Source organism: Pseudoalteromonas sp. UBA2102 (assembly GCF_002331165.1).
Classification (GTDB): domain Bacteria; phylum Pseudomonadota; class Gammaproteobacteria; order Enterobacterales; family Alteromonadaceae; genus Pseudoalteromonas; species Pseudoalteromonas atlantica.
Genome location: NZ_DCYU01000071.1, coordinates 1 through 26430, shown reverse-complemented (window position 1 = coordinate 26430; position 26430 = coordinate 1). Strand labels below are relative to the sequence as shown.

The following is a 26430-nucleotide window of genomic DNA, read 5'->3' as shown; positions in this document are numbered from 1 at the left end:
AAACAATGCGTAAACTTACCTTTATTGCAGCAGCCGTGAGCGTTGCTATTTTAGCCGGCTGCCAGCAGGCACCACAACAAACAACCCCGGCGCCTGCAGTTCAAGCGCAACCTGTGCAAAGCGAAATCGACAAAGCGAATGCGTTTTTTGAAGATACCTTTAACCGCGATGTGATGAGCAGCCCGGTTTATCAAACTTACATGGGTATTAAAAAAGATTACGATAAATGGGATGACGGCAGCGAAGAGCAAAAACTAAAAGACCTTGCGCAAGTAAAAGAAGACTTAGTTACTTTAAATGCTATCAACCGCGACCTGCTTGATGATGCCACTAAAGTAAGTTACGACTTAAAAAAACAAGACCTAGAAAGCTCGATTGCTGATTTTAAATGGCGTTACCATAACTACCCGGTTAACCAAATGTTTGGTACTCACTCTATGGTGCCTGCGTTTTTAATTAACCAACATTCAATTAGTAATGTTAAAGAAGCTAAAGATTATATTGCGCGTTTAAACGGTGTACCGACTGTATTTGATCAGCTAATTACTGATTTAGAAACCCGTGCTGATAAAGGCATTATTGCGCCTAAATTTGTGTTCCCACATGTTATAGATTCGAGCAAAAACATCATTCATGGTGCGCCGTTTGAAAAAGGTGAAGACTCAACACTATTAGCCGACTTTAAACGTAAAGTAAGTGCTCTTGAAATTAGCCAAAATGAAAAAGATGCCTTAATTAGCGAGGCAACTGATGCATTAAAATCAGCCGTTAAGCCTTCTTACTCTAAGTTAATTAATTACTTAGCACAGTTAGAAAAACGTGCAGATAACCGCGATGGCGCATGGAAACTGCCTGACGGCGAAGCGTTTTACAATAACGCACTTAAGCGCACCACAACAACTGACTTAACCGCTAAAGAAATTCATGCCATTGGCCTTGCTGAAGTAAAACGTATTCATGATGAAATGCGTGAAATTAAAGACAAAGTAGGCTTTAAAGGTGATTTAAAAGCGTTTATGCAGTTTATGAAAACGGATAAACAATTTTATTATGCCAATGACGAGCAAGGTAAACAGCGTTATTTAGATGAAGCCACTGGCCTAATCAACACCATGAAAACTCGCCTAGATGAGTTATTTATTGTTAAGCCAAAGGCTGATCTTAAAGTTAAAGCCGTTGAAGCATTCCGCGAAAAAGCAGCAGGTAAAGCATTTTACCAACAACCTGCGCCAGATGGCTCACGCCCTGGTATTTACTACGCAAACCTTTACGACATGGAAGCAATGCCAACGTACCAAATGGAAGCATTAGCATACCATGAGGGTATTCCGGGTCACCACATGCAAATTGCCATTTCACAAGAGCTTGAAGGTGTACCTAAGTTCCGTAAGTTTGGTGGCTACACCGCTTATATTGAAGGTTGGGGCTTATACTCAGAGTACATTCCTAAAGAAATGGGCCTTTACTCAGACCCATACTCAGACTTTGGTCGCCTTTCTATGGAATTATGGCGTGCGTGTCGCTTAGTCGTTGATACCGGTATTCACGCAATGAAATGGACTCGCCAAGAAGGTATTGATTACTACGTGAATAATACGCCTAACGCCACATCTGACGGTGTTAAAATGGTTGAGCGTCACATTGTAATGCCATCGCAAGCGACAGCTTATAAAGTGGGTATGCTTAAAATTTTAGAGCTGCGTGAAGATGCTAAAAAGCAACTAGGCGATAAGTTTGATATTCGTCAGTTCCACGACGTTATACTTAAAAATGGCCCTGTACCACTTAACGTATTAGAGAACTTTGTAAACGAGTGGGTAGCAAGTAAAAAAGCTTAATACTTGGTTATAAATAGAAAAAGGTCGCTGATGCGGCCTTTTTTGTTTTATAGTAATAAAAACGCTCAGAGGTAGAGTTAATAATGGATTTAAGCATACAATTACTTAATGCGCGCATTGCTAAGCATCAGCTAGACGAGCTCGATAACGACTTTAAACAGTTAAGCCCGGCTCAGCAAACATTACAGCTAAACCACCTTTACGAAAGTGCTTTGCGGATGAGTATTAAATACGACTTTATGCAAAATGTGGCAACACGTATTTTAACAACCAACACCCCACCAGCACCTTTTATAAACCAATTAACAACAACTGATGCATTAACGTTTTTTACACCTGCATTAAAAGAAAATAACGGCTTTTTAGCACAAGACAGCCAAGGAAATAATGTACTGCACAATGTATTTAAACACGCCAATGCTCAAGAGCTGGCGTTTAACTATGTGCGCTCATTAATGCTATTTGAATCTAACGATAATTTAGTAAAAGCCCTTGCACAAACAAATGCTCGCGGCCTTACCCCTGTTGCCTGTTATATCGCCTATGCTGATAAACCTAGCACACCAATAAAGCATGAATTTTCAGCATTATTAGCGCTTATGGAAATAGAGCAAAAACAAAATCCAACCGCTAAACAGCAACTGGTAAATATATTAAAAGGCGCTGATATAAACGAAACTAGCATTTTACTTAGCGCTGCTTACCTACAGCGCTCAACCGCGCAAATTGCCCACTTAGTTAGAGCAATTTAGTCACTTAAGTAATATTCAACACTGGTGACCACCCTCACCTTTTTGATATGTGGCGTATTTGAATCGCGATTGCTAATGCTAAATTGCCCTTGGCGAGCGGATTTTATTTTACCAAGCTTTGAGTTCGAATCTTTAGCAAATTTGTTGGCAACTTCACGGGCTTTTTCTGTAGCCTCTTGCACCATTGCAGGCTTTATATCGTTAAGGCCGGTAAATAAATACTCAACTTTGGTTTCGTAACTATTTTGCACAATGGCAATGCCCTGTTTAGCTAATTGACTCACTTTACTCAGCGCATTTTGTACTTTGTCGGGCGCGTTCGAATACACAATAATATTAACGCGTACCAAGTAACGAAACTTTTGATTATCGTTAGTGTATTCACGGGCTTGCTTATCAATAATCGACTGGCTACCCGTGCTTATTTCGTCATCATCAAAGCCATGTAGCTTTAAAAATGCAATAACAGCATCGTTTTTTTGCTCAACTCGACTAACCAGTTTTTCTAAGTCGTTGTCTGCATCACTGTATTGCAGCGGCCAAATTACCGTATCGGCGCTAACTTCACGCTCTGCTAACCCTTTAACCTGCACACTACGTTCCATGCTTTTTACATCTACTGCGGCACTTTTAATAATAAAGCCTAATAAAATTAAGCCTATACTTAGGCAAATTGCGGCTATAACTGTGTAAAAACCGGGTGTTTTATTCACAAAAAACTCCTTGATTGATATCAATAATAAGTATCTATGCGCTCGAAATAACACAGCAAACAGGGTACATTGAGACTATAAATAACGCAAAATATAATCAGCCAAGGATATGCCATGAGCTTAAAGCGCATCAGCCAATTTTTTAATCCGGCCTCGGTAGCCGTTATTGGCGCCTCGAATACCCCCACACGCGCGGGGTTTGTGGTTATGCGCAATTTATTACAAGGTGGGTTTAAAGGGCCAATCATGCCCGTAACTCCTACCCATAGTGCGGTACACGGCGTGCTTGCCTACCCTGATATTGCCGCGCTGCCCAAAGTGCCCGACTTAGCCGTTATTTGTACAAATAAAAATACCTTACTGAGCATTATCGAGCAGCTAGGTGAACTTGGCTGTAAAAGTGCAATTGTGATTGCTGATGGGCTCTCATTGAGCCAAAAAACAGCCTTAAAGCGCGCTGCAACTGCACATCACGTTACTTTGCTTGGGCCTAATTGTTTAGGGCTGCTTATTCCGCATATTGGCCTTAATGCCAGCTTTTCTCACACAGTTGCAGCACCAGGGAAACTGGCATTTATATCGCAATCCGCAGCGGTGTGTTCCACTATTTTAGATTGGGCTAAAAATAAAGAGATTGGCTTTTCGTATTTTGTTTCGGTCGGTGATTGCCTAGATATCGATTTTGACGAGCTGCTCGATTTTTTAGGCCGCGATGCTAAAACCAAAGCGATTTTGCTCTACATAGATAATATTGAAGATATTCGCGGGTTTATCTCGGCAGCACGGGCAGCGGCCTTTAGTAAGCCAGTTATTGCCATTAAAACGGGAAAAACCGGAGCAGGTGCACTGGCTGCTGAAATTCATACCGGTGGCAAGCAAAGTTCAGATGCAGTGTACGATGCGCTTTTTCAACGCGCCGGTATGCTGCGTGTTAGTGATCTGCGCGAACTTTTTGCAGCCACGCAAACACTTGCCATCCACCCTAAATTACTAAAAGTTGAGCAGTTAACCATTTTAACCAACGGCGGCGGCCCGGGGGTTATGGCGGTCGATGAGCTTATTTTAAATTCGGGCAAACTTACCCAGCTTAGTGAGCAAACGCGCTCCGCACTCAATAAAGTTATTCCGCAGTCAGATACTACATCTAACCCTGTCGATATTTTTGGCGACTCTGCTCCGGCGCGTTACAAGCAAGCATTAGAAATTTTACTTCGCGCCGAAGAAGTTAAAAACTTACTTATTATTCATACCCCTTCGGCACTTGCACCAAGTGAAGACTATGCCGATATGATAGTGCAAACCTTACAAAAAATACCAAAGATGGCACGCCCTTATGTAATGACCAACTTTATGGGTGAAGATGCGGCTTATGCCGCGAGGCGTGTTTGCTCTAACCACACTATTCCAACCTATCGTACGCCTGAGGGTGCGGTTGGCGCATTTATGCATTTAGTTAGCTACCGTCGTAACCAAAAACATTTAACGCAAACACCCGAATCAAATACCGATGATGCAAAAATAAATAAATCAGCGGCCACTTCGCTCATTAACGAATTTTTAGAAGAAGAGCAAAGCTACTTACCCACTCATCAAGCAAGCCAAATTCTTAGTCATTATGGTGTTGAGTGTATTCAAACAGAAGTAGCCTACACGCCCACAGAGGCGCGTGAGCAAGCAATTGAACTAGGCTTTCCGGTAGCGTTAAAGTTGATTAGCCCAAGTATTGCCTCAAAATCAGAAGTAGGGGGCGTGGTTCTTAACTTAAACGATGCAAACGAGGTTGAGCAAACCGCCTTTGCCATGCTGATACGAATTAAAAACACCTATCCAGATGCTGTTATTGAAGGGTTTTCATTGCAAAAAATGGCGCCGCGCGCCGGCGCTAATGAGCTGCGAATCGCCATTAAAACTGAGCCTAATTTTGGCCCTGTTATATTACTTGGTGAAGCGGGTAATGGGTTAGAGTATGCCCAAGCAGCCGTTGCTTTGCCGCCGCTTAATATGAACTTAGCTAAATACCTCATTGCAGCAGCAAACGATAAAGGCGTATTAAAAGATCGCATTTTGCCAGAAAAGGTCGACAAATATCGCTTGTGCGCCCTGCTCACACGTATATCTCAACTTGTTGTCGATCAGCCCGATATAAGTGCCATGGAACTTAATCCTATTTTAGCCAGCAATGGGCAATTTTTAGTACTTGATGCCACTATTAGTGTTAATCGCTATCAGGCACGCAGCGATCGTAAACGTTTATGTATTCGCCCTTACCCTATTGATCTTGTAGAAGAAGTAACCCTTAAAAATAATACGCGAGCTACATTAAGGCCTATTCGTCCAGAGGATGAAAAAGCCCACCAAGAGTTTGATCAATCACTCAATAAAGAAGATCGTTACAAACGCTTTTTTGGTGAGCTGCCCCAGTTTAACCACGATCAACTCGCAAAAATGACGCAAATAGATTACGACCGAGAAATGGCCTTTATTGTATGCCAGCGCTTTGAAGGTAAAAGCCGCACCCTAGGTGTAGCACGCGTTATTATGGACCCTGATAATTTACATGCTGAGTTTGCAACCGTGGTTCGCTCTGACTACCAAGGCTTAGGTCTTGGCAGGCTGCTTATGAGCGCTGCAATAAATCATTGTAAGCGCCAAGGCGTAGAAGTAATTGAAGGCATAACACTGCCTGAGAACACCGGCATGATTGAGCTTGCCCGTAAGTTAGGTTTTACAATTAGCCGCGATTTTGAAGAAGGCAGTATTAATATGCTGTTAAAGCTAAACACATGAGTAGCACAGCAAGGCAAACTTTAGCGCAGGTATTTGAAGGGACTGGCGATTACCGCAAAGCGGGGCATATACTCGACACCGCGCTAATTGCTTTAATTATGCTTAACGTTATTGCCATTGTGTTGGAATCAGTACCGAGTATAAACAAAGTATATTACCCGCAGTTTTTACTTTTAGAGGTTATTTCGGTGGCTATTTTTAGTCTTGAATACCTTGCAAGGCTTTGGGCCTGTGTCGATAAAAGCAAATACGCGGCTATAAAAGGTTCAAACGCAAAACGCCGGCTGCATTATTTTTTATCACCTTTGGCTCTTATCGATTTAATAGCCATTTTACCCAGCTTGTTAATGTTTGTGTTTCCTCTGGATTTGCGTTTTTTACGTGTATTAAGGCTGTTAAGAGTATTTAAACTTACCCGTTATTCACGTGCAATGCAGTTGTTATTACAAGCATTTAAAGACGAAGCGAGCTCGTTACTGGCCGCGTTTTTTATTATGTCGGTACTGCTAATACTTGCCTCCTGCGGTATTTATTTATTGGAGCACGATATTCAGCCAGATAAATTTGGCTCTATTCCTGCGGCTATGTGGTGGGCTATGGCGACCCTCACTACGGTTGGGTATGGTGATGTTGTACCGCTAACGCCACTTGGTAAACTATTTGGTGGCGTAGTCACTTTGGTGAGCATGGGAATGGTGGCAATTCCTACAGGCTTGCTTGCCTCTAGTTTTTCGGAGCAAATACGTAAACGCCGGCAATTTTTTGAAGATGCCGTACATGAGCAAATTCACCAAGGCAGTTTAGATGACTCACAGCGTTTGCACTTAGAGGAGCTGCGCTACAAACTAGGTTTAAGTAAGCTTGAGGCCAATAAAGCAATTAAAACGCAGCTTAATCAACGCAACAGCCATTTATTTTGCCGCCACTGTGGTAAACGCCAATAAGCTTATTTTTACTGGTTAAATATGTTGCCCCAATCTTGTTTGATCAGTGCGGGAACAGCTTCTTTAGGTACTGGCTTACTAAATAAATAGCCCTGAAAATGCTTACACCCTAACTGCTTTAAAAACTGCAGCTGTTGTTTGTTTTCAATGCCCTCAGCCACACACTCTTTACCTAAGCTATGAGCTAAGGTAAGCGTTGATTGAATAATGGCTTCATCATCCGAGTCCACGCCAATATCTTGCACAAAACTTCTATCTATTTTTAGTACATCGATAGGAAAACGCTTTAAATACGTTAATGAGGCATAGCCTGTTCCAAAGTCATCCATGTAGAGCTTACAGCCAAGCTTTTTCAGCATTTCCATACTGTGCAGCGCATGTTTAGAGTCGCGCATTAAAATAGACTCGGTAATTTCAAACACTATGGCTTCTGAGGGCACATTAGCGTGGCTCAACGCTTTATGAATGTCGGTTACAAGCTCTTCGTATTCAAAATCAAGTGCAGAGAGGTTTATCGACAAGTACAGCTGTGGTGAAATCTCACGCCATTGTTTAAGCGCTTGCAACGCACGGGCAAAGGTTTGCAGCATAATTTTTGTTATTAACCCTATGCTCTCAGCCGCTAAAGAAAACTCTTGCGTGGGCACTAAAGTGTTTTCAGGCCAGCGTAACAACACTTCAAAACCTTCGGTTTTTTGAGTGTGCGCATTCACTATAGGCTGGTAGTAATTGCAAAACTCTTGCTCTTGATACGCTTTAGTTAGCAAAGACTCTAAATGCAGGGCTTTTTGTACATGCTGGTTCATCTCCTGCTTGTAAAACTTATAACTGCTTTCGAGCGACTCTTTTGCATGGTACAAAGCTATACTGGCAGCTTTTAACAGCGCAGCATGATCTGCGGCATCATCAGGCGCTATTGCTACCCCGATACTTAAATTAACATTTACCACCTGGCCATTAAATTCCATATTTTGGCTTACAGAGTCTATTAATTTAGAGCAAATAAGTAATACTTCTTCAATTTGCTGCACATCTTCCACCAGCACCACAAATTCATCGCCACCAAAGCGTGCAACACTTGCAGAAGGACGCAAGGAGCGCTTAATACGCTTAGCCACTTGCTTTATTAGCTCATCAGCCGCTTCACGTCCAAATGAGTCGTTAAAGTATTTAAACCGCTTAATGTTTATGTGCAGCATAGCTACTTTACATTGATGATTTTGCGCTTGCTCAATCGCATGCTCAACCCTGTCGTTAAACAGCATACGGTTAGGCAAACCGGTTAATGAGTCATAATTGGCTAAAATATGAAGCTCATTTTCAGCCAATTTTTGCGCATGAATATCGGTTAAAATAATAACGTAGCTGCTTAAACGGTGTTCGGTGTCGGCCACTGCACTTATTTTTACTAACACATGGCGCTGCTCACCACTGGCAAGGGTGACTAAGTCTTCACAGGAAAAATGCTCACCCACATTCAGCTTTTGCATTATCCGTAAATAGTCAAAGCGATTACTTCGCGATATACCTAAATTAAGGGCGCGGCTAGAGCGTGGCTCACTAGGAAAGTTAAAGGCCGTTTGCAACGATTTGTTAGAGGCGCGAACCGTAAAGTTTTTATCAAGAATAAATACCCAATCACGGGTTTGCTCAAACGCAGCGGTAAATAAGCGGGCATGCTCTTCAAACACCATTTCGCGGGTCATATTGGTGTAAGTACCCGCAACTTTTTTAGGAAGTTGTCCGCTCCATTCCACCACTTTGCCAAAGTCTTTATACCAACGCCAATAGCCTTTAGCGTGGCGTAAACGATAAGTGCAATTAAAGTAGCCTTTATCGGTTGATAAAAATTCTAACCATTCTAATCTGAAAAGCGCTTTATCTTGCGGGTGAATTTTAGCTAGGTAATCATCCAGGCTCACGCTTTCTTGATCATACCCCAGTTCATTACATAAGCGCGGCTGGTAAATACTACTCGATGTAGACTGCCAATCCCACATGCCCGACTCACTACCCTCTAAGGCTAGTTTTAATCGCGCTTCACTTTCTTTACTTTCTTTATTAGCGGCCAGTAATATGCGCTGAATTTTGTTGCGGCGCATTACCCAAAAAGCAATAAATGCGATAAACAAAACGCCATAAAGCACCATAAAATATGGCGCTCGCCACAGAGGATACTTAACACGAATTTTTAGCACTGCAGGCGGCGTGTACTCGCCGGTTAACGGATCTTTAGCCCATACTTTGAGCTGGTAATTACCTGGATTTAATTTAGGGAATAACACCCGATTATTATTACGGGTGTAGGTTTTTTGGCCGTTATCGAGCTGGTACTCATAAATTATGCGCTCTTGATAGCTAAAGGCCATCGCCGAAAACGCCACTTCTAAACCGATATCATCATGGTTAAGGACTATTTCATTTAATGGCTGTTTTAAATCGATAGATAAGTCGCGCGACATTAAATCAACTCGCGTTATATTTACATGATCAATTAATGAGTGGTAATTTTGATTTTCCATCGGATGAAAATATGTAATGCCCTTTAAGCTGCCATAGGCAATGCGGCCATCGCTTAAATGCGCCATGGCACTGCTGTTAAACTCAGCAGAAAGCAGCCCCTCAGATGTAGTAAACTGCTGAAAATGAAGTGTTTCTGGGTTTAGTCGCCATATACCTTTATGACTGCTCATCCAAATCATGCCATTATCATCAAGCACCATGTCATAAAGTAAGGTACCTAACTTATTTTTTTCTAAGTCAATCGTGTGTACCAATTTGTAACTGGCTGCATCAAGCCCAATCAGGCCAAAATTAGATAGCGAAATCCATAAAATATTGTTGTTATCGACCACGTAAGAAAGCACATTAATAGCCACGTTATCGTGCTGTTTTGGCACTTTATAAATGGTGTTTAATGCTAATGTGGTTGGGTTTACCTGATATAAAATACCCGCATTAAAAAACAGGGGCATATCAGGCTTGGTTGCCAGCGCTGGCGAAAAACCATGCGCCAAAAACGGCTCTATGTTGCTAAAAGCCCCTTCTAATCGGGTGATCTGCTGAGTATCAATATTATATACAAACATACCGTGATCTGAGTGCACATAGTACAAATCACCGTTAGGCATTAAGGTTACGCCGTGTACCCAGCCTTCTATGTAGGCTCTATTGTTGGGGTTTGTTATTGTTGGCTCGTTAATTTGATGCGTTATGGGGTCAAACTCAAACAGCCCACGGTTTGTATGCAACCAAAGCTTTTGCTTATAAGGAATAATTTCATACACGCTAAATTCAGTAGTCAGTAAGTCTACTTTGTGGTTTTTTAAGTAAACCTGGCTGGTGTTAGTGGCTAAATCAATTTCGGTTAAGCCATTATGCGTTGCCAGCCATAGGCTGTTGCCATACTCCGTAATGCCCCAAACCGAAGGATGAGAAAGGCCATCGCCACCCAGTTTACTACCATCTATATTGCCAAAGTGATAGGTATTATTAGACAGATAAAATGCACCATCGGTTTTAGTAGCGAGCCAATACCCTCCCGATTTATCTTTTACCATGTCTATCATACTGGTATCAGATAGGCTGTATTTACTTTGTGTAATACGTGTGTTTTTTACCAACTCTTTGGTATTTAAATCAAATTTAAAGAGCCCTTTATTAGTTGCCAGATCTAGCTTTTCGCCTTCGTTGATGATGCGCCATACATTTAAATCGGCAATAACGGCTTGGTTTTTAAATGCTATGTCGGGGCGTTCAAACATGCCTGGCAAGTCGCTAATATCAACTTGATACAAGCCTTTAACGGTGCCTACTAACAACTGATTATTTTCAATAACCGAAAACGATTTAACGTTGTTTTGATAAATATGCTCAGCTTTGCTTTTTAAATGCTGCAGCGGCCTAATTTGTTCAGAGGCGATATCAAATACAAACGCCCCATGGCTTGTGCCTATAAAAATATACCCATTGTAATGAAAAAGCTCTCTGACTAAGGTGTTTTCGTATTCTTTAGGCAGCTCAAATAGGCTGGTTATTTTACCTGTTTCAATATCTAATTTAGCAAAGTCGCGACCACGCCCAATCCATAAGGTTTTGTCATCAACCGAAGCCATACTAAATACCGACTGGCTTAAAATTTGTTTTTCGCTGGTAGGTTGAGAAATAAATTGCTGGTAGGTGTCGGTACTTGGGTCGTATTTAAATAAGCCGGCAAGTAACGAGGCTATCCAAATATTGCCTGCGGGGTCTTGGTAAATACAATCAATTATGGCTTCTTCAAGCTCGCCATTAGGGCCATTAATTGAAACAACTTGGTAACCATCATAGCGGTTTAACCCCCCTTCGGTAGAGAGCCATAGGTAACCGTTATCATCAAGCAGCATAGTGTTCACATAGCTTTGCGACAGGCCTTCACTGGGGGATAAACGCTTAACCTGTGCGCCAACTTGGCAACTAAATATAGCGATTAAAGCTATACAGCAACTAATGATCCAATGAACGCCTTTACTCATGGCTTGATCCGTTGTTTTTGTTATAGGTATTCGAGTGCGACTATATTTCGATGTGTATAAATATCAAAAAGTGCTTTTAAACCAGGAGTATATGTTAATACTTGGTTAAAACCAAGACTCGTATATAAAGCTGTAATATTTTTATAAGCAAAGGTGTAAAGCGGCATGCTTTGCTGTTTTATAGCGGCGCATACAAGTTGCTTTGCCAGCCCTTTTGCACGGTGCTGCGGGGCAACAAATACGGTAGATAAGAATAAAAAATCGTGTTTATTTTGTATTCGACACGCCGCAACTATCTGCATTTCACTGTAAACAACCCAAACCTGATCTTGCTTATTAGCACGTCCTCTTACGCTATACAGTGCATAAAACTTATTAACTAATGGAATCTTAAGTGTGTCTAACTTTTGTACTGTGTACATATATTAGCTTAGCATTAACGCCAAATACTGCTCAAACTGTTGCTTTAAAAACGTTTGCTCTGCCACTGGGCGGCTATGAATCGTGTTATAAACTTGCTCACGTGTTTTTTTATTACGTTTAATTTGATAAGCCCAAAATGAGGCTTCGTAATCTAATTGAATCTGGTATTTTTGCTCTCGAGGTAAAGCACATAAATTAAAACTCACAACCACTCCTAAGTACGGTTAGTTATCCGCATTTATTATACGTATATTTGAACCCATTTACTGTTTAAAAAGCAACAAACATGGGCAAAAACCAAACTATTTTGGTATTATTCGCTGCGTTCATTTGCCCTCTCCTTATTTTAAACGGAAGTAACCTTGCAGATACAGCTCAATGCTTTGTTTTTATTAGTCGTTTTATTTTTTAGTAAAATTACACTCGCCAATCACAATAGCGTTATATTTAACCGCCCGGCCGACTCAGCTCAAGCAAGCTATGCGCTCGCTTTACTCACATTAGCCTATAAAGAACTTAATTATGAAGTACACATAATTGATTTTAATCGCCAAAATGCCTTATTAGCAGCCAATAATGGGGTGTTAGATGGCCAACTTGGCCGCGATATAAGTATAGAGGCGGACAATAAAAACCTGATCAGAATTAACTACCCACTGTTTGACTATAAGCTTTTACTGTTTAAAAACTGCCAACCCAATACACTCGATAAACTCGATAGTATTGCGGTTTTATCAGGCTATCCAGTTCAGCACCATTACTTAAATGAGCATAAGTTTAACGGCAATATTATTGAAGTAAAAAATATTACGACCCAACTTAACCTACTAGCCCAGCATAAAGTTGATGGGGCAATTATGCTCGACTTTGTGCTTAAAGCCGATAACTTTTCCCTGCCAGAGACCTGTATGCAAACCCAGCTGCTAAGTACGTTTTCGCTCTATCATTATGTACATAAAAAGCACGCGGCTTTGGTAAGTAAATTATTGAATGCTTTAAATAAGCTACACGATAACGGCACTAGTCGCGCATTGCGTGCAAAATACAATTTAAAACTCTAGCATGTACAGCAAGGTTTAAAATTCAAAGCCTTGTTGTTTATCTAAAGTGGCTTGTGATTGCGCAGCTTGGCGCTTTTGTAAATACCGTTTGTAACGTTGTTGGCACAAGCTAAGTACTTTCTTTTTTTGCGCATTGCTTAACGCATTCCAATTAAAGCGCTCATCCCGGCTTCGGTAGCAGCCTTTGCAATAACCTCGGTTGTTTACTTGGCAAATACTTTTACAGGGGCTTGGAATATCAAATATTTCAATTTGTTGCATTGCGCCCCCTAAGTAGAATAATTGCTTTGTATGAGTATAGCGTTATTTATGCACAAAAAAAAAGCAGCGTTTACGCTGCTTTATTACGCTATTTGCCAACGCAGATGCCTAATGGCTTTGCTCACATACTTTGTTTGTGATTTCAGTTTTGCGTTGAAATGGCTTTGCATACATAGCTAAAACAAGTGGCTTTAGCTCTTCTGGCACTAAGGCTAAACGCTGTTCAAAAGTGGCGGTATCGGGCTCATCAATAACTGCTTGCTTGCACCCACCGGCAATGTAATTTCCTGGGTGTAAGTAAAAAGACTCAACAATGTGCTTATCAATTGTTTGCGCCAGCTCATCAGCATCATCGCAACCGCTTTCAACCGGTTGTCCAAATGCTAAATGCACATGCCCTTTAGCAGAGCTAAATCCTTCAACAATACTTGCTATGTCTTCGCCTGCTGATTTTACGTATTCACCGTGCTGCTGTTTATGATAAAGCTCTTTTGCTTTAGAAATTGCACAAGGCTCATACTGATAAGAAATAGACACAGGAACAATTTTTAACTCTTTAATATACTCGCCAAATTCTTTCTTTTGCTTACGACCATTAAGTTGCAGCATTTTTAAAAGCGCCGGATCTGTTTGATCAAAGCCGTCTTTTGCACGCCCTTCTTTTTGCGCAATCCAAATAGAATTTCCTGCTGTTAACGAGTCATAAATATAGGATGACAACTGCGTTAGCGCCTTAAGCATCTCTTTAGGTGCTTTGGCTGAGCGCTTAACGATAAAGCTTTTATTTAAACGCATCAGCTCGGTTATATACGGTATTTGCAATAAGTTATCACCAATTGCTATACGCACCGTCTTCATTTTATGCTGATACAAACCCCAATTAACAAGTGCAGGGTCCAGCACTATGTCGCGGTGGTTTGATATAAATAAATACGCCTGCTGCGGGTCTAGTTTATCTAAACCCGAAAAGGTAACTTTTGAGGTAGTGCGTTTTATTAGTTTATCTAAATACTTTGCAACTTCGTTTTGTACATCTTCAACGCTCGTAAATTTGCCCCATTTTTTTCGTAAATGGCTTCTCACCAGTGTGCGAGCAATAAAAGGCATAGCGGATATAAAGCACGGTAAGTTGTACTTTGCTATTACATCTATAAACGCATTATCGTTAATTAAACGCGCTAGCGAGGCCGCAACTTCATCGTCGTTGTAAGGTCTTATGTCTGCGTACTTATCTTCTAATTCACTCATTACTGCATCTACAATGTTAAAAAAACGGCACGCAAAACGTACCGTTTATATATAATTTTGATTATAACTCAGCCACTCTTAAATAAGAAATAGCCATTTGGTTATGCTTATTTGCGAGCCATTTCAGTCTATGACCACACAAAAAGGGGTTGGTGCATTGTTTTTTAGTTTTATCAACCTTAATAAGGCTTGTTGACCTTTCAGAGGAAAGGGAGTTCAACCTCAAAAAATAAACAGGCCCCAGCGATATAGCCCGCTAAAATATCATGTTATTTATATTTGAGTGGGCAGACCAGACAATTTAAACTTTTAACAGCAACCTGACTTTTTGTACTAAGCATTTGGTAGTAATAGCATTAACAAAGGTGTGTATTCGTAGTACCTTAAACGCTCTTGCCATTTTACGGTACGCATTTAGATAGGACACACAATGAAAATCACCATTCTCGATAACGCTACTTTAGCTAAAACCTCGTTAACTTGCATTGAAGAACTAGGTGAGCTAACTACTTACGAACTTACGTCACCTGAGCAAGTTGTTGCTCACAGCCAAGGCGCGGACGTCCTTATTACCAACAAGGTTGTGCTAAATCGCGATACGATAAGCCAACTTAAAACGCTTAAGCTTATTTGCGTAAGTGCAACAGGCACTAATAATGTTGATTTAAACGCCGCTGAAGAATTTGGTATTGCCGTTACCAACGTAGCAGGCTACTCAACCCCTTCGGTTGTACAGCACACGTTTTCGTTAGTGACTAATTTATTAGGTAATACACACCGCTACCAGCGCGACTGCCAGCAAGGCGCTTGGCAAAAAAGCGAGATGTTTTGCAGATTAGATTACAGCTTTAATGATTTACAAGGTAAAACATTTGCCATTATAGGCGGCGGAACGCTAGGTAAAGGTGTGGCGACAGTAGCGCAAGCTTTTGGAGCCAATGTAGTGGTTGCAGAGCGTAAAGGCGCCTCTTGTAGAGAAGGCCGTACAACTTTTGAAGAAGTATTAGAAACCGCTGATATAATTAGCGTGCACTGCCCGCTTACTGATGAAACACGCGATTTAATTTCGTTAGATGAGCTAAAAATGATGAAACCCAGCAGTATTATTATCAATACCGCCCGTGGTGGCATTATAAATGAAGCCGACTTAGCCACAGCCCTAGAGCAAAATTTAATTGCCGGTGCGGGTGTTGATGTACTTACTAAAGAGCCGGCAGAGCCTTCTAACCCGCTGGCTAATTACACAGGCGAAAACTTGCTTCTTACACCTCACATTGCATGGGCCAGCACAGAGTCAATCGTGCGCTTAATTAATGAGGTAAGCCTAAATATTGCAGCCTTTAGTAACGGTGAGTCTCGTAACCGCTTGGTATAATAGCAATTTACAACAATAATTAGCCGCATTGAGGCTAGGTTTTACCTGTCTCAAAGTCGCTCATTCTATTTAGTAAATAGCTGTAACGTGTGTTTTCGCTAGGCTAAATAAACGCAGGCTAGCTTAATCGTTAAAAAACCTAAAAAGTGGCTGTTTTTGCTAATGATTTTTATAATTCATCACTTAAAAACAGCCATTACAATCTAACCCCTTGAATTTTATAACTTTGTTATATTGGCCTATTACTTGCTCCTGATAAGTAAATAATTAAATTAAAACTCATCAAGGACTATAACAATGAAAAAATCACTTTTAGCTGCTGCACTTATTGCTCCGTTTTTAACAGGCTGTGTTATTGCCGTATCAGATGGCGAAGCAGAAACGCACTGGGCAGGTAACGACTCATCAAGCTGGAAACATCAGCATAAAAAAAACCGCGAAGCGATTGCAGATTTAACAATGGATAGCAGCTATCAATCTGTTTTAGCGCAATTAAAAACGCCAAACTTTACCGAGCTATTGAAAAAAGATGATGATGTGTATCAGATACTGTTTTACGTGACTAACAGCATTCACTCTGATGGCAAAACAACAAAAGATGAATGCACGCCATTGGTATTTAAAAATGATAAATTGGTGGGTATTGGTGAAAGCGCACTGGGCATGATCACAAAATAACAACGCGCTAGTAGCGTAAAGCAGCCCCGCTTGGTAATAACATTAACGTGTGGGGCCGATTTAAATAACGCTTTAATATAAACACAGCCACATTATAAGTTAAGCGCAACCACCTGATCGCGCCCTGCATCTTTTGCGGCATATAGCCCTAGGTCAGCTTGTTCGAGTAAGGCTTGTTCGGCACTTGCATTGCCGTTTTCCATACTAGCAATGCCAATACTGATTGTTATGTGATCTGCATTTAACGAAGCTTTGTGCTCTATATTGAGGCTGTTTACCGCTTTTCTTAACTTTTGGGCAAATGCTAATGCCTGTTGTTTATTAACATCGGGTAATACCGCTGCAAACTCTTCCCCCCCGTAGCGGGCAATAAAGTCAGTACTACGCTCACATTGCGCTGCTAACGCCTGGGCAACCTGCTTTAAACACTCATCCCCCGCTCGGTGGCCATAGCAATCGTTGTAACGCTTAAAGTGATCTATATCCATTAATAAAACAGACAAACACGAGCCATTGCGTTTACTTCTGCGCCATTCACGAGAGAGGTTTTCATCTAAATAACGCCTGTTGGGTATTTCCGTTAAACCATCAATTGAGGCAAGCATTTCTAACAAATCATTTTTTTGCTTGATCAGTAATTGGTTGCGTACCCGCACTTTGACTATAGACGCATTAAAGGGTTTAGTGATGTAATCCATTGCACCTAATTCAAGTCCTTTTGCTTCATCGGTGTGGCTATTATTAGCCGATATAAACACAATAGGAATAGACTGAGTAATAGGGTTTTCTTTAAGCTGTACAAGCACTTCATAACCATCAATGCCTGGCATCACCACATCTAAAATAATTAAATCGACCTGATTAGATTTAATAAAGGTGAGCGCTTTTTCGCCGCTTTCGACTAAAAATACGTCATGCTCCGAGCCCAGTGTTTTTTCAAGCACCAGCCGGTTAAGGGGATCATCATCCACAATCAGTATTTTAGCTTTTTTCGACATCCCGTCCCCCTAAGGTTTCAATAAATATAATCACTTGCTTTAGCTGAATGATTAGCTCTTTTAAAGTGTGCTGAAGCGGCTCGTTAGTTGTTTTAAGGTGCGTTTCACATTGTTTTGCACACAATGAAAGCCTAATAAAACCTAAGTTACCCGCCACGCCTTTAATGCTATGCACTAAGCGTACCACTTCATCTCGCTGGGTGTTTTCTTCAATTTGTTCTAACTGCGTTTCACACAACTTCGCAAACTTTCCGACCATGGTTGCCAGTAAATTTTCATCAAAATTAAACTGGGTGAGCGCAAAGCTTTGGTCATAAAACTTAGGTTTTATAAAGTCTACGTCTCTGATTGCATCTAACAGCACAGCTGCAACCACAGGTTTAGTCAAATGCTTATTCATGCCGCTACTAAGTGAGCGCTCAACATCTGCAGGTTCACAATGTGCTGTTAAAGCAAAAATAGGCAGCTGGCGCGCGTCAAACTGTTGGCGAATCAATTGCGTTGCTTGGCAACCATCAATATGCGGCATTTGCACGTCCATCAAAATTAAATCTGGTTTTAATATTTGTAGCAGCTCTATTGCATCTGGCGCATTGGTAACCGTTATTACATTTATATGGGCCTGTTTTAGCACACTGCTAATAATGTCTAAATTAAGCGGGTTATCATCAACCGCCATAATAAGTAGACCCGATATATCTTTTTTGACTTCTTCATTATTTTCAGCGGCTTTAGGTGGCTCCGCCCCCGCATTAGCATTTAAGCTAATCAAGCGCTGAGCTAACGCCGTAGCTTTAATATGTTGTGCGTTAATTTGCGTAGTACAAGGCAATGCTAAAGTGTGTTCGTGATTCACCACAACCACAGGGTATGAGTTGCCACTGAGCGTTTCGTGTATAGATTCAACCTTTAATAAATCGTTCAATGTGGTTTCATCAATAATCAGTTGCTGTGCATCAGCAAGCTTTATTGGGTAGCGAAGCGCCTCTTCTAAATCAATAGCTACCACTTGTGAGTATGCATTAACCACTTCGTTTAGCTGTACAGTCTCATCGCTCACAATGGCTAACGTATTAGGTATAAATACACTATTTTTAGCCGTATCTACCGCAAGCGCTAGAGTAAAGAAAAACTCACATCCACGGCCTTTGTCACTATTAATTGCAATTTCGCCTCCCATTAAGGCTACACCATGTTTAACTATAGCAAGTCCAAGCCCAACCCCTTGGTGAATACGCGTAGAGGATTCATCGCCTTGAGTAAAAGCATCAAACAGTCGTCGTTGGTCAGCTTTAGCAATACCTACACCACTGTCTATTACGTGAAAACAAATACGTTGCTGATCTAAAACGTCATTTTCTTCAAGTACCATTTTTAAAGTAATACTGCCTTTATTAGTAAACTTAACGGCATTGGTGAGTAAGTTACCTAATATTTGTTGCAAACGTATTGAATCCCCCACCAGCGCGGGGTTAATGAGTGGATCTATTTCAATATTAAAGCTTAACCCTTTGTTTTGGCACAATGGCGCTGTTAAGCTCTCGCAAATATCAATCAGTTCAACCAAGCAAAAAGGCACCGGTTTAATTTGCGCTTGCGCACTTTCTACACGGGCAAAATCGAGCATTCTGTTTAGCATCAGCAACAAGCTTTGAGCTGCGTTTTTAGCCTGCTTAGTTTGTTGCAGCTGCTTATTTTTTAAGCCTTGCTCTACTATCATATCTAACAGCCCTAACACAGCGTTAAGAGGGGTGCGGATCTCATGGCTTAGATTAGCAATAAAGCGGCTTTTAGCTATTGTTGCGCGTTCTGCGTCATGCTTAGCTTTAGTCAGCGCACTTACATCTTGAATATGAATAACATAATAAGAGGGATCACGGTTTTCATCCCAAACCAGCGACACACTCAGCTGCAGCCAACTTGTGAGTTTTCCTTGTGAGAGCGTTAAATGATAAACCCGTTTTTTATCATCTAATAAGTGACAAAGCGCATTTTTTATTTCTTGCCACTGCGCCTCATCAAACAGCATTTTTAGTGGCTCACCAGTTAAAATATCTTGCTGTGAAAATAACTTACGAGCCGCTTTGTTAACTTGCAATATGGTGTGCTCAAGCGAAAGTAACACCACACTGTTTGCTGCAAACTCTATTGCACTTCTAAATTTAGATTCTGACGCTTTTAACGCCGATAGAGTTTGCTGCTGCTCAGTAATGTCTCGCCCAATTCCCATAGTGCCTAATAAGTGCTGGTGCTCGTTATAAAATGGGGCAATCGTTAATTGATACGATTTGTCGGTGCTATCTATGCGTTGCTCAATGCTACTTTTGGTTTGTAAAACTTGCTTTTCTAGTAGGCTTAACTGTAAATCGTCGCTGTCTAAATCTTCAATACGCTTACCGACTAGGATGGCTTGCTCTTTGCCTACATAGGCTTCAAATGCTTTATTACAACCTAAAAAAGAGCCATCAATATTTTTAAAGTAAATAAGATCAGGCACACTATTTAGCATGGTATTTAATAGCGCTAGGTGTCGCTCTTTTGCTTCGTAGCTACGTTTTAGCTTTTGAGATTGCAGCTGTAACTGCTCATCGAGTTCTTTATTAGCCTCTTGGAGCGACTCAACTAACAGTGCATTTTTATCAAATACATATTTAACGCGAGAAAACCAAGGCTGCCAATTTAAAGGAATGGGGTAATTGGAAAGCGCGGCTTTAGGGGCATCATTTTGTTCAAAATATTGCATTAAATGAGTCATTGGCCTAACAAAAATACGTTGGCTTAACCAAAAAAATACCGCAAACATTAAGCTTAAAAATAACGTTAAAAACGCAAACTCCAAAAGAACTTCATACCTAATTGGCGTGATCACTTTTATTTGCGGCTCATAAAAGGCGGCATGAATGGGCAGGTTCCCCATTGCTTGCATAAAAAACTGCGCATTTGTGTTATTAACTAAGTTTATTTTTTCATTGTCATGGGCTAATTCAGGCCAATAATCTTTTAAGGCTGTTGCTTCATTTAACTGCTTAACAGAGCTGGCTATCACTTGATGCGATTGGTTCATAAACACATATTCGCCTTCGCTTGGTGCCACCTTTTTAAGCCAGCTAGACATGGCCTCTAAATCGTATATTAAAATGATGTAGTCTGACGGATTAGGTTGTTTTTTACGGCCAATAGCAAAATAAGCGCTATCGCGTATTTTAACAATAGCGCTTGAGGTAAGCTGGCCAGGTATAAATGTGGGCTTAAAATTACCATTTAAAATTTTATTAAGCATAGTGCTTTGGCTTTTATTACGCCTTACCACATAGGCAAACCCCGAATCATCAACATAGGCAACAGCCGACAACGATTGCATAAGCGATAACGCGGTATTAAACGTTGGGCTTAGGGTTGTAGCTTGCTGCCATTGGATCAACGCGCGGTTAGAAAAAGCAAACTGCCCTTTACCGACTATTTCGCCTTGGCGCTTGCTAAAGTGGCGGTAGTAGTAATTGTCGTATTGATTAATACCTTCTAGTAAGTTGCGATTGAACTGCTCAACACTAGGCTGCTGATACGATATAAAGGCATTGTCAAAAAAGTCATTTACCGAGCTCATTATATGGCTAACTTGAGCCGACACTTGCTCAAAATCGGCTTGACGTTTTTCTATGGCGCGCTCAACTTTTATATTATACAAGTGCAAACACAGTAAAAATGCCACAAATAAGGGAACAAATAATGCTACAAATAAAGAGCGGTAATAGTCTTTTAGAGGTAAAAATTTCAACGTTTTGCCTAAGTTTTAGCCCGATAGTCAGCCACTAGACTATCGAGCCAAATTGTTCTGCGCAAGTTATAAATTTTCTTCTGCAAAGGAGGCTAAACGGCTGCGCACTACCCCGTTTAAATTAACTGTTGCACTGCCTTCAAAGTCTTTAAAACGCTCAACAATATAAGTAAGGCCGGAGGTAACGGGGGTTAAGTAGTTACTATCTATTTGCGCTAAATTACCGCTACAAATTAGTTTTGTTCCCTCGCCACAACGGGTAATAATAGTTTTAAGCTGAGATGCCGTTAAGTTTTGGCTCTCATCCAAAATCACCCCCGAATTGATATAATATTTGCCATTTGTTGAAGCTCAGCTTGTAGTGCTTTGAGTTCTCCCATTAGATTGTTAACTAAAGCCAATTTAGCCTGTGTCTATCATAAGTTCAAAACTTAAACTCTAGATATAAGCTGAAATTGAGTCAATCGTATTACAAATACTCTTATTGATACTGGCTCATTACTTGCACTTTTTCGAGAACATGACCACATGTAGAGAATAATAGGCTAACAGTGGGAAATATTTACACTATCAATGTAAGGATTACTTATGAAATACTCAAGATTTGCTGCAATGATCATCACCTCAACCATTGCTATGTTTGTAATGATGTATCTCAACACTTACGCAGTATCACATATATGGTTTAGTGAAACGCGTATCTATATGGCGTTGTATATGGGAGCAGGTATGGCAATGATCATGCTGGCCTTTATGCTTGGCATGTACAGTAACAAGAAGCTCAACATGGCTATTTTTCTATTGGCGACAATACTGTTTGCCATATGTCTTTATCTTGTTCGCTCTCAAAGCACAATTTCTGACAGTGCCTACATGAAAGCGATGATTCCTCATCACTCCATTGCTATTCTTACTAGTGAGCATTCAACTTTGGAGGATGTACGCGTGCGTGAATTGGCAAATGGTATTATTAAAGCCCAACGAAAAGAAATAAAAGAAATGGAATGGCTGATTAAAGATATTTCTGAAAATGGAAAGGTCAGCTCACAAGCTCAGGCTGAGCAACGACCGCTCCCAAAGTTTGAAGGCACACTGAACAAAGGAGACTAAGATGACTAAGACAGCTACCCTGTACAGAATGGTCACTGACGAACATATCTGCCCCTATGGTTTAAGGTCGAAAGATTTGCTGGAGAGGCAAGGGTATGATGTAGAAGATCATAAGCTCACGTCTAGACAACAAGCTGATGACTTCAAAGCTAAGCATGATGTCAAAACTACGCCACAAACCTTTATTGAAGGAAAGCGTGTCGGAGGATACGATGACTTAAGAGAGTATTTTGGTAAAGATGAAGCAGGTCAAACTGGCACAACCTACACGCCCGTTGTAGCCATTTTCTCGATAGCTGCACTTCTTGCTGTCGCATCTCAACATTTTGCTTCCGGCTCATTTATCTCCATCAGAACACTGATGCTATTTATAGCTTTTTCAATGACGCTCTTAGCGGTGCAAAAACTGAAAGACCTATACAGTTTCACAAATTCGTTTATTACTTATGATTTACTAGCGATGAGATGGATAAGATATGGTTATATTTATCCCTTCATTGAAGCATATGCAGGTATTGGTATGGTTGCCCAACTACAGCCTCTCGCAGTGGCACCATTTTCATTGTTTATCGGCACAGTTGGAGCAATTTCAGTTTTCAAAGCCGTTTACATCGACAAACGCCAGTTAAAGTGTGCCTGTGTAGGCGGCGATAGCAGTGTGCCACTTGGATTTGTATCACTATCTGAAAACTTATTTATGATCGCGGGAGCATTGATTATGCTGCTGATGTAAAGGTATAGCTCTATTCGGCGGCCCCTTAACTGTTAAGATTAGACCTAGGATGCCAGCCCACACCTTTCTAATTCATATGTAACATTTTTTCTGTCGTACTGGCATCAAGATAACCAGAACTGAGCAAACAATCTCAAAGGTTGTACAAAATAACACTAAAGTTTTTTCATTAAGTTTTATTGTTATGCTCTTGTGGTGGCTTTCGCCACCACTTTATTAGTTTTCAAGTTCCACCATATCTTTCGCTGCAATGTCACCAGACACTAGCTTTACAGTTGCGAAATGATCATTCACAATTTTAGTAATTTGTACCGTTCCTACCTTTTCGATAGTGTAGGGATCTTCACCTTCACTCAATACTATTCTTTCATGGAATCTAATAACACTGTATTTTTGCCCAACCTCTGCGCCATGCTTAGCACCAATACAGATTAGAGTTCGATTATCAGAACTTTCTACTACCTGACCTCTCACCATGTATTTATGATAAAAAGTGGTATTGGAACAACCCACTAAATATAAACCGAATGTAAGCAATAAAAGAGCTTTTATATAGGGTGTTTTCATCACTGTTACCTCATTTGACTAACTAATTATCTATACACTTTTTTATGAATTCATTTGTTTTTCCGGCCAGCCCCCGAAGGTGCTTGATGACAACTCCAAGGCTTATGAACAGAGTTATCTTTGATGTTCTGATCAACAAATTTATAGTAACTTTCTTTAGTATGTGTCCACCAATCATCATGAACATCTGCGCCATACTTACGGATTACCTCCTCAATCCCATCAAGGCTTACGTTTGCGGCATCATAGGCAAGGTGTATTTCACCTTCTTTGATGTTGTAACTAACTTCATCTATACCAAAAAGCTGATCTATTTCTTTTACTAACTCGTCACAGCTTTCTTCTGTGACATTGCTAAGCTTTAGGTTTCGAACAACTAAATTTTGCTCTTTAACGCCAACTCTATGATTTAAATCGCTCATAATTTTTCTCCTAATGTTTGTGTGAATGCTGTTGATTGCTATCTTTCATTTCTTCCATTTTCCGGTTCATCTGCGGCATCATGTTTTCCATCATTTCCAGATGATGTTCAGCCATTGCAATTTGTTTATGTATAGGTTTGTCTTCCATATCTCGATGCATGATCTGCATAATTTTCATCATTGAACGTCTATGTTGATGCATCATTCGCTGTTGCTTATCAGGGTCTTGTTCAGATTTAATTACTAAAACTTCTTTTTTCATTTCCATCATCTTTTTATGCATTTTTTCCATATTTTCGTGTGACATCTCCATGCCTTGATGCATATCATATTTGTTCACACTTTCATGCTTATGGTCATGATCTTGGGCAAATGAGCTTGTGGCTACCATCAGTGAGCCAGAAAATAGAATTGATTTACCTAATGTTTTCATAATTTTTACCTTCTACATTTTATTAAAATTTGGAATCCAACTTGGTGTCGATTCCATATACCTGTGGTACTCCGAACCAAACTCAGCAATCGCTTGTGCTTCTTCGCGTTTCGCTAGCTTGACGTAAACAACGACTAAGATCGGAAACATCGCAAGTGTTGGGATTGTCGGCCACTGCAATAAAAAGCCGAACATGATTAGAATGAAAGCTACATACTGTGGGTGGCGACACCTTGCATACCATCCAGTTGTAGCCAATTGATGATGTTTTTGCGCGTGATGCAATACATTCCATGCTGAAGACAACATAAAGAAACCTGCAACAATAAACACCATACTCACTATATGAAATGGGTCCCAATGGGCATCACCTTGAAATCCAAAGAAAGTATGTAATAAATGCCCATTCTCATGCGCAAAGAAATTTACTTCTGGATAGGTCTCCGTCAGCCACCCCGACAGAAAATAGATAGTTAAAGGAAAGCCATACATTTCAGTAAATAGGGCAACAATAAAGGCGGAGAACGCTCCTAGGCTTCGCCAATCAGTTGATGTTTTTGGTTTGACAAAACTAAAGGCAAAAAAGATAAAAATTGCTGAGTTCAGTATCACCATTGACCATAAGCCATAATCATATGTTTCATTCATCACTGCTCTCCTTTTTATGTGATTCCTTACGTGCCTTTTCTAACCCTTGTATGTAGCCATCGCGATAGGCTGCATTTTTATCCGTGAGTTCTTAAGAGCTCTCTTCCTTTTTTTCATCAGGCGCATGTGAATGATCGTGACCATGTTTACCATGACTGCCATGCATAAATACGTGCATCAAGGGGCATAGCAATAAAATCAAGTAGGGAAGAAATTGCAGCATATGTTGACCATGCTCAAGCACTAAGAAGTAGGTCACTGCGGCAATAAGTGCCAGTGCAGCCCAGCCTGTAGGTGTTGACCAAAAATTAGTGTGTTGATTTTTCATATTGCCCTCCTAAACGACTTTTAAGACACCGCGATACATTTGCATCTGACAGTGAAACTCATGCTCTCCCGGTGATAAGTTCAATAGGGTAATTTGAGTAATTTCATTTAATTTAAGCTGTTCGCTTATATCCAATGAAGGAATAAGCATTGTTTCAGCGCAGGGGGATTGATCTTTGCGCATAAACTTCAGAGTGACAGGTTGGCTAGCAGACACCTGAATTGAGGATGGGGAATACACACCATCCCTCACTTCAATGAGTACTTCATTACCTTGAACGATTGTTTTATTGGGTTTATATAGCCAAAACCACCAAACAATCAGCGCGATTAACATTAAGCCTAATAAGTTAATAACCATCATTGTGATTCTCCTTAATGCTCTTTTGCTTTAAAAAAGCGAAGTCGATTTGCATTTGACACTACAGTCAATGACGAAAACGCCATTGCAGCACCTGCAATTACAGGGCTAAGCAGAATGCCAAAGAAGGGATATAGAACCCCCGCAGCAAAAGGAATCCCGGCTACGTTATAGACAAACGCGCCAAACAAGTTTTGTTTGATATTTCGTAAAGTAGCTTTGCTTACCGCTATGGCATCAGCAAGGCCATGAAGTGAACCACGCATTAGGGTAATGTCAGCACTTTCGATAGCTACATCAGTCCCTGTGCCTATGGCGAAGCCAACATCGGCTAACGCTAGCGCAGGAGCATCGTTGATGCCATCTCCTGTCATACCAACAATTTCGCCGCCTTCTTGTAGCTCTTTCACCTTGTTGGCTTTATCTTCTGGCAGCACTTCAGCAAGAAACTCACTAATACCC

At 40.7% G+C, this 26430-nt stretch carries 25 protein-coding genes; 9 read left to right on the top strand and 16 right to left on the bottom strand.

What is annotated here, in order from left to right:
• The first annotated feature begins 5 nt into the window (after positions 1-5).
• Positions 6-1838 (top strand): DUF885 domain-containing protein, encoded by a 1833-nt coding sequence (locus tag B2R65_RS09700; RefSeq protein WP_138611336.1) that lies wholly within the window; start codon positions 6-8, stop codon positions 1836-1838.
• Between the two features lie 83 nt (positions 1839-1921).
• Positions 1922-2590: a hypothetical protein gene (locus B2R65_RS09695; protein ID WP_138611337.1), complete on the top strand. Its 669-nt coding sequence runs from the start codon at positions 1922-1924 to the stop codon at positions 2588-2590.
• On the opposite strand, the gene B2R65_RS09690 is transcribed toward B2R65_RS09695, so the two are convergent.
• A complete protein-coding gene (locus tag B2R65_RS09690; protein WP_138611338.1) occupies positions 2587-3303 on the bottom strand; it encodes an SIMPL domain-containing protein in 717 nt (238 codons plus the stop codon). The two genes, B2R65_RS09695 and B2R65_RS09690, sit on opposite strands and share 4 nt — an antisense overlap.
• A 114-nt stretch (positions 3304-3417) precedes the next feature.
• Here B2R65_RS09690 and B2R65_RS09685 point away from each other — a divergent pair, with 114 nt between their 5' ends.
• Together B2R65_RS09685 and B2R65_RS09680 are read left to right on the top strand one after the other, a co-directional pair.
• The gene (locus B2R65_RS09685) at positions 3418-6090 is read left to right on the top strand and encodes a bifunctional acetate--CoA ligase family protein/GNAT family N-acetyltransferase (protein ID WP_138611339.1); all 2673 of its coding nucleotides are present in this window, start codon (positions 3418-3420) and stop codon (positions 6088-6090) included.
• Positions 6087-7034, top strand: a complete 948-nt coding sequence (locus B2R65_RS09680; protein WP_004586829.1) for an ion transporter — start codon at positions 6087-6089, stop codon at positions 7032-7034. Before B2R65_RS09685 ends, B2R65_RS09680 begins: the two co-directional genes overlap by 4 nt.
• Before the next feature lie 8 nt (positions 7035-7042).
• Here the strand turns inward: B2R65_RS09680 and B2R65_RS09675 are convergent, their stop codons facing one another.
• From B2R65_RS09675 to B2R65_RS09665, 3 genes are read right to left on the bottom strand one after another with little or no spacing between them, the layout of a single operon-like run.
• Complete coding sequence (locus B2R65_RS09675) at positions 7043-11548, bottom strand: EAL domain-containing protein (RefSeq protein ID WP_138611340.1); 4506 nt, start codon at positions 11546-11548, stop codon at positions 7043-7045.
• Positions 11549-11568: 20 nt separating this feature from the next.
• The gene (locus B2R65_RS09670; RefSeq protein WP_004586827.1) at positions 11569-11970 is read right to left on the bottom strand and encodes a GNAT family N-acetyltransferase; all 402 of its coding nucleotides are present in this window, start codon (positions 11968-11970) and stop codon (positions 11569-11571) included.
• A 3-nt stretch (positions 11971-11973) separates the two neighbouring features.
• Positions 11974-12177 (bottom strand): DUF3283 family protein, encoded by a 204-nt coding sequence (locus tag B2R65_RS09665; RefSeq protein ID WP_004586826.1) that lies wholly within the window; start codon positions 12175-12177, stop codon positions 11974-11976.
• Positions 12178-12333: 156 nt separating this feature from the next.
• On the opposite strand from B2R65_RS09665, the gene B2R65_RS09660 reads away from it, so the two are divergent.
• On the top strand, positions 12334-13032 hold the full coding sequence (locus B2R65_RS09660; RefSeq protein ID WP_024031530.1) for a substrate-binding periplasmic protein: 699 nt from the start codon (positions 12334-12336) through the stop codon (positions 13030-13032).
• A 15-nt stretch (positions 13033-13047) separates the two neighbouring features.
• Here the strand turns inward: B2R65_RS09660 and B2R65_RS09655 are convergent, their stop codons facing one another.
• Together B2R65_RS09655 and B2R65_RS09650 are read right to left on the bottom strand one after the other, a co-directional pair.
• A complete protein-coding gene (locus tag B2R65_RS09655) occupies positions 13048-13293 on the bottom strand; it encodes a DUF1289 domain-containing protein (RefSeq protein WP_004586824.1) in 246 nt (81 codons plus the stop codon).
• 108 nt (positions 13294-13401) lie between these two features.
• Positions 13402-14541 carry a 1-acyl-sn-glycerol-3-phosphate acyltransferase gene (locus tag B2R65_RS09650; RefSeq protein ID WP_138611341.1) on the bottom strand — a complete coding sequence of 380 codons (1140 nt, stop codon included), beginning with the start codon at positions 14539-14541 and terminating at the stop codon, positions 13402-13404.
• Between the two features lie 430 nt (positions 14542-14971).
• Between B2R65_RS09650 and B2R65_RS09645 the strand changes: the two genes are divergently transcribed.
• A complete protein-coding gene (locus B2R65_RS09645; protein ID WP_138611342.1) occupies positions 14972-15916 on the top strand; it encodes a D-2-hydroxyacid dehydrogenase in 945 nt (314 codons plus the stop codon).
• 297 nt (positions 15917-16213) lie between these two features.
• Positions 16214-16594, top strand: a complete 381-nt coding sequence (locus tag B2R65_RS09640; protein ID WP_138611343.1) for a DUF3192 domain-containing protein — start codon at positions 16214-16216, stop codon at positions 16592-16594.
• Positions 16595-16686: 92 nt separating this feature from the next.
• On the opposite strand, the gene B2R65_RS09635 is transcribed toward B2R65_RS09640, so the two are convergent.
• The 3 genes from B2R65_RS09635 to B2R65_RS09625 form a co-directional block, all read right to left on the bottom strand.
• Positions 16687-17592: a diguanylate cyclase gene (locus tag B2R65_RS09635; protein WP_138611344.1), complete on the bottom strand. Its 906-nt coding sequence runs from the start codon at positions 17590-17592 to the stop codon at positions 16687-16689.
• The gene (locus B2R65_RS09630) at positions 17576-21367 is read right to left on the bottom strand and encodes a PAS domain-containing hybrid sensor histidine kinase/response regulator (RefSeq protein WP_138611345.1); all 3792 of its coding nucleotides are present in this window, start codon (positions 21365-21367) and stop codon (positions 17576-17578) included. The genes B2R65_RS09635 and B2R65_RS09630 overlap by 17 nt, the downstream gene beginning before the upstream one ends.
• A 66-nt stretch (positions 21368-21433) precedes the next feature.
• Positions 21434-21694 carry a PhoH family protein gene (locus tag B2R65_RS09625; RefSeq protein ID WP_082874002.1) on the bottom strand — a complete coding sequence of 87 codons (261 nt, stop codon included), beginning with the start codon at positions 21692-21694 and terminating at the stop codon, positions 21434-21436.
• Positions 21695-21955: 261 nt separating this feature from the next.
• On the opposite strand from B2R65_RS09625, the gene B2R65_RS09620 reads away from it, so the two are divergent.
• Together B2R65_RS09620 and B2R65_RS09615 are read left to right on the top strand one after the other, a co-directional pair.
• A complete protein-coding gene (locus B2R65_RS09620; protein WP_138611346.1) occupies positions 21956-22477 on the top strand; it encodes a DUF305 domain-containing protein in 522 nt (173 codons plus the stop codon).
• Position 22478: 1 nt separating this feature from the next.
• Positions 22479-23210 (top strand): MauE/DoxX family redox-associated membrane protein, encoded by a 732-nt coding sequence (locus B2R65_RS09615; protein WP_008109669.1) that lies wholly within the window; start codon positions 22479-22481, stop codon positions 23208-23210.
• 216 nt (positions 23211-23426) lie between these two features.
• Here B2R65_RS09615 and B2R65_RS09610 read toward each other — a convergent pair whose 3' ends face one another.
• From B2R65_RS09610 to B2R65_RS09580, 7 genes are all read right to left on the bottom strand, one after another.
• Positions 23427-23777 (bottom strand): hypothetical protein, encoded by a 351-nt coding sequence (locus tag B2R65_RS09610; protein ID WP_024602002.1) that lies wholly within the window; start codon positions 23775-23777, stop codon positions 23427-23429.
• Positions 23778-23827: 50 nt separating this feature from the next.
• Positions 23828-24199 (bottom strand): hypothetical protein, encoded by a 372-nt coding sequence (locus B2R65_RS09605; RefSeq protein WP_008467865.1) that lies wholly within the window; start codon positions 24197-24199, stop codon positions 23828-23830.
• 10 nt (positions 24200-24209) lie between these two features.
• Entirely contained in the window at positions 24210-24632 is a 423-nt protein-coding gene (locus B2R65_RS09600; protein WP_286742190.1) for a hypothetical protein, read from the bottom strand.
• A gap of 12 nt (positions 24633-24644) precedes the next feature.
• Positions 24645-25280, bottom strand: coding sequence for a methyltransferase family protein (locus B2R65_RS09595; protein WP_286742241.1), 636 nt, complete (start codon positions 25278-25280; stop codon positions 24645-24647).
• Between the two features lie 91 nt (positions 25281-25371).
• Positions 25372-25608, bottom strand: a complete 237-nt coding sequence (locus B2R65_RS09590; protein WP_024605467.1) for a DUF2933 domain-containing protein — start codon at positions 25606-25608, stop codon at positions 25372-25374.
• Between the two features lie 9 nt (positions 25609-25617).
• Positions 25618-25971, bottom strand: coding sequence for a cupredoxin domain-containing protein (locus tag B2R65_RS09585; RefSeq protein WP_004589267.1), 354 nt, complete (start codon positions 25969-25971; stop codon positions 25618-25620).
• 11 nt (positions 25972-25982) lie between these two features.
• Positions 25983-26430, bottom strand: a 448-nt coding sequence (locus B2R65_RS09580) for an HAD-IC family P-type ATPase (RefSeq protein WP_286742177.1), incomplete at its 5' end; no start/stop codon positions are given.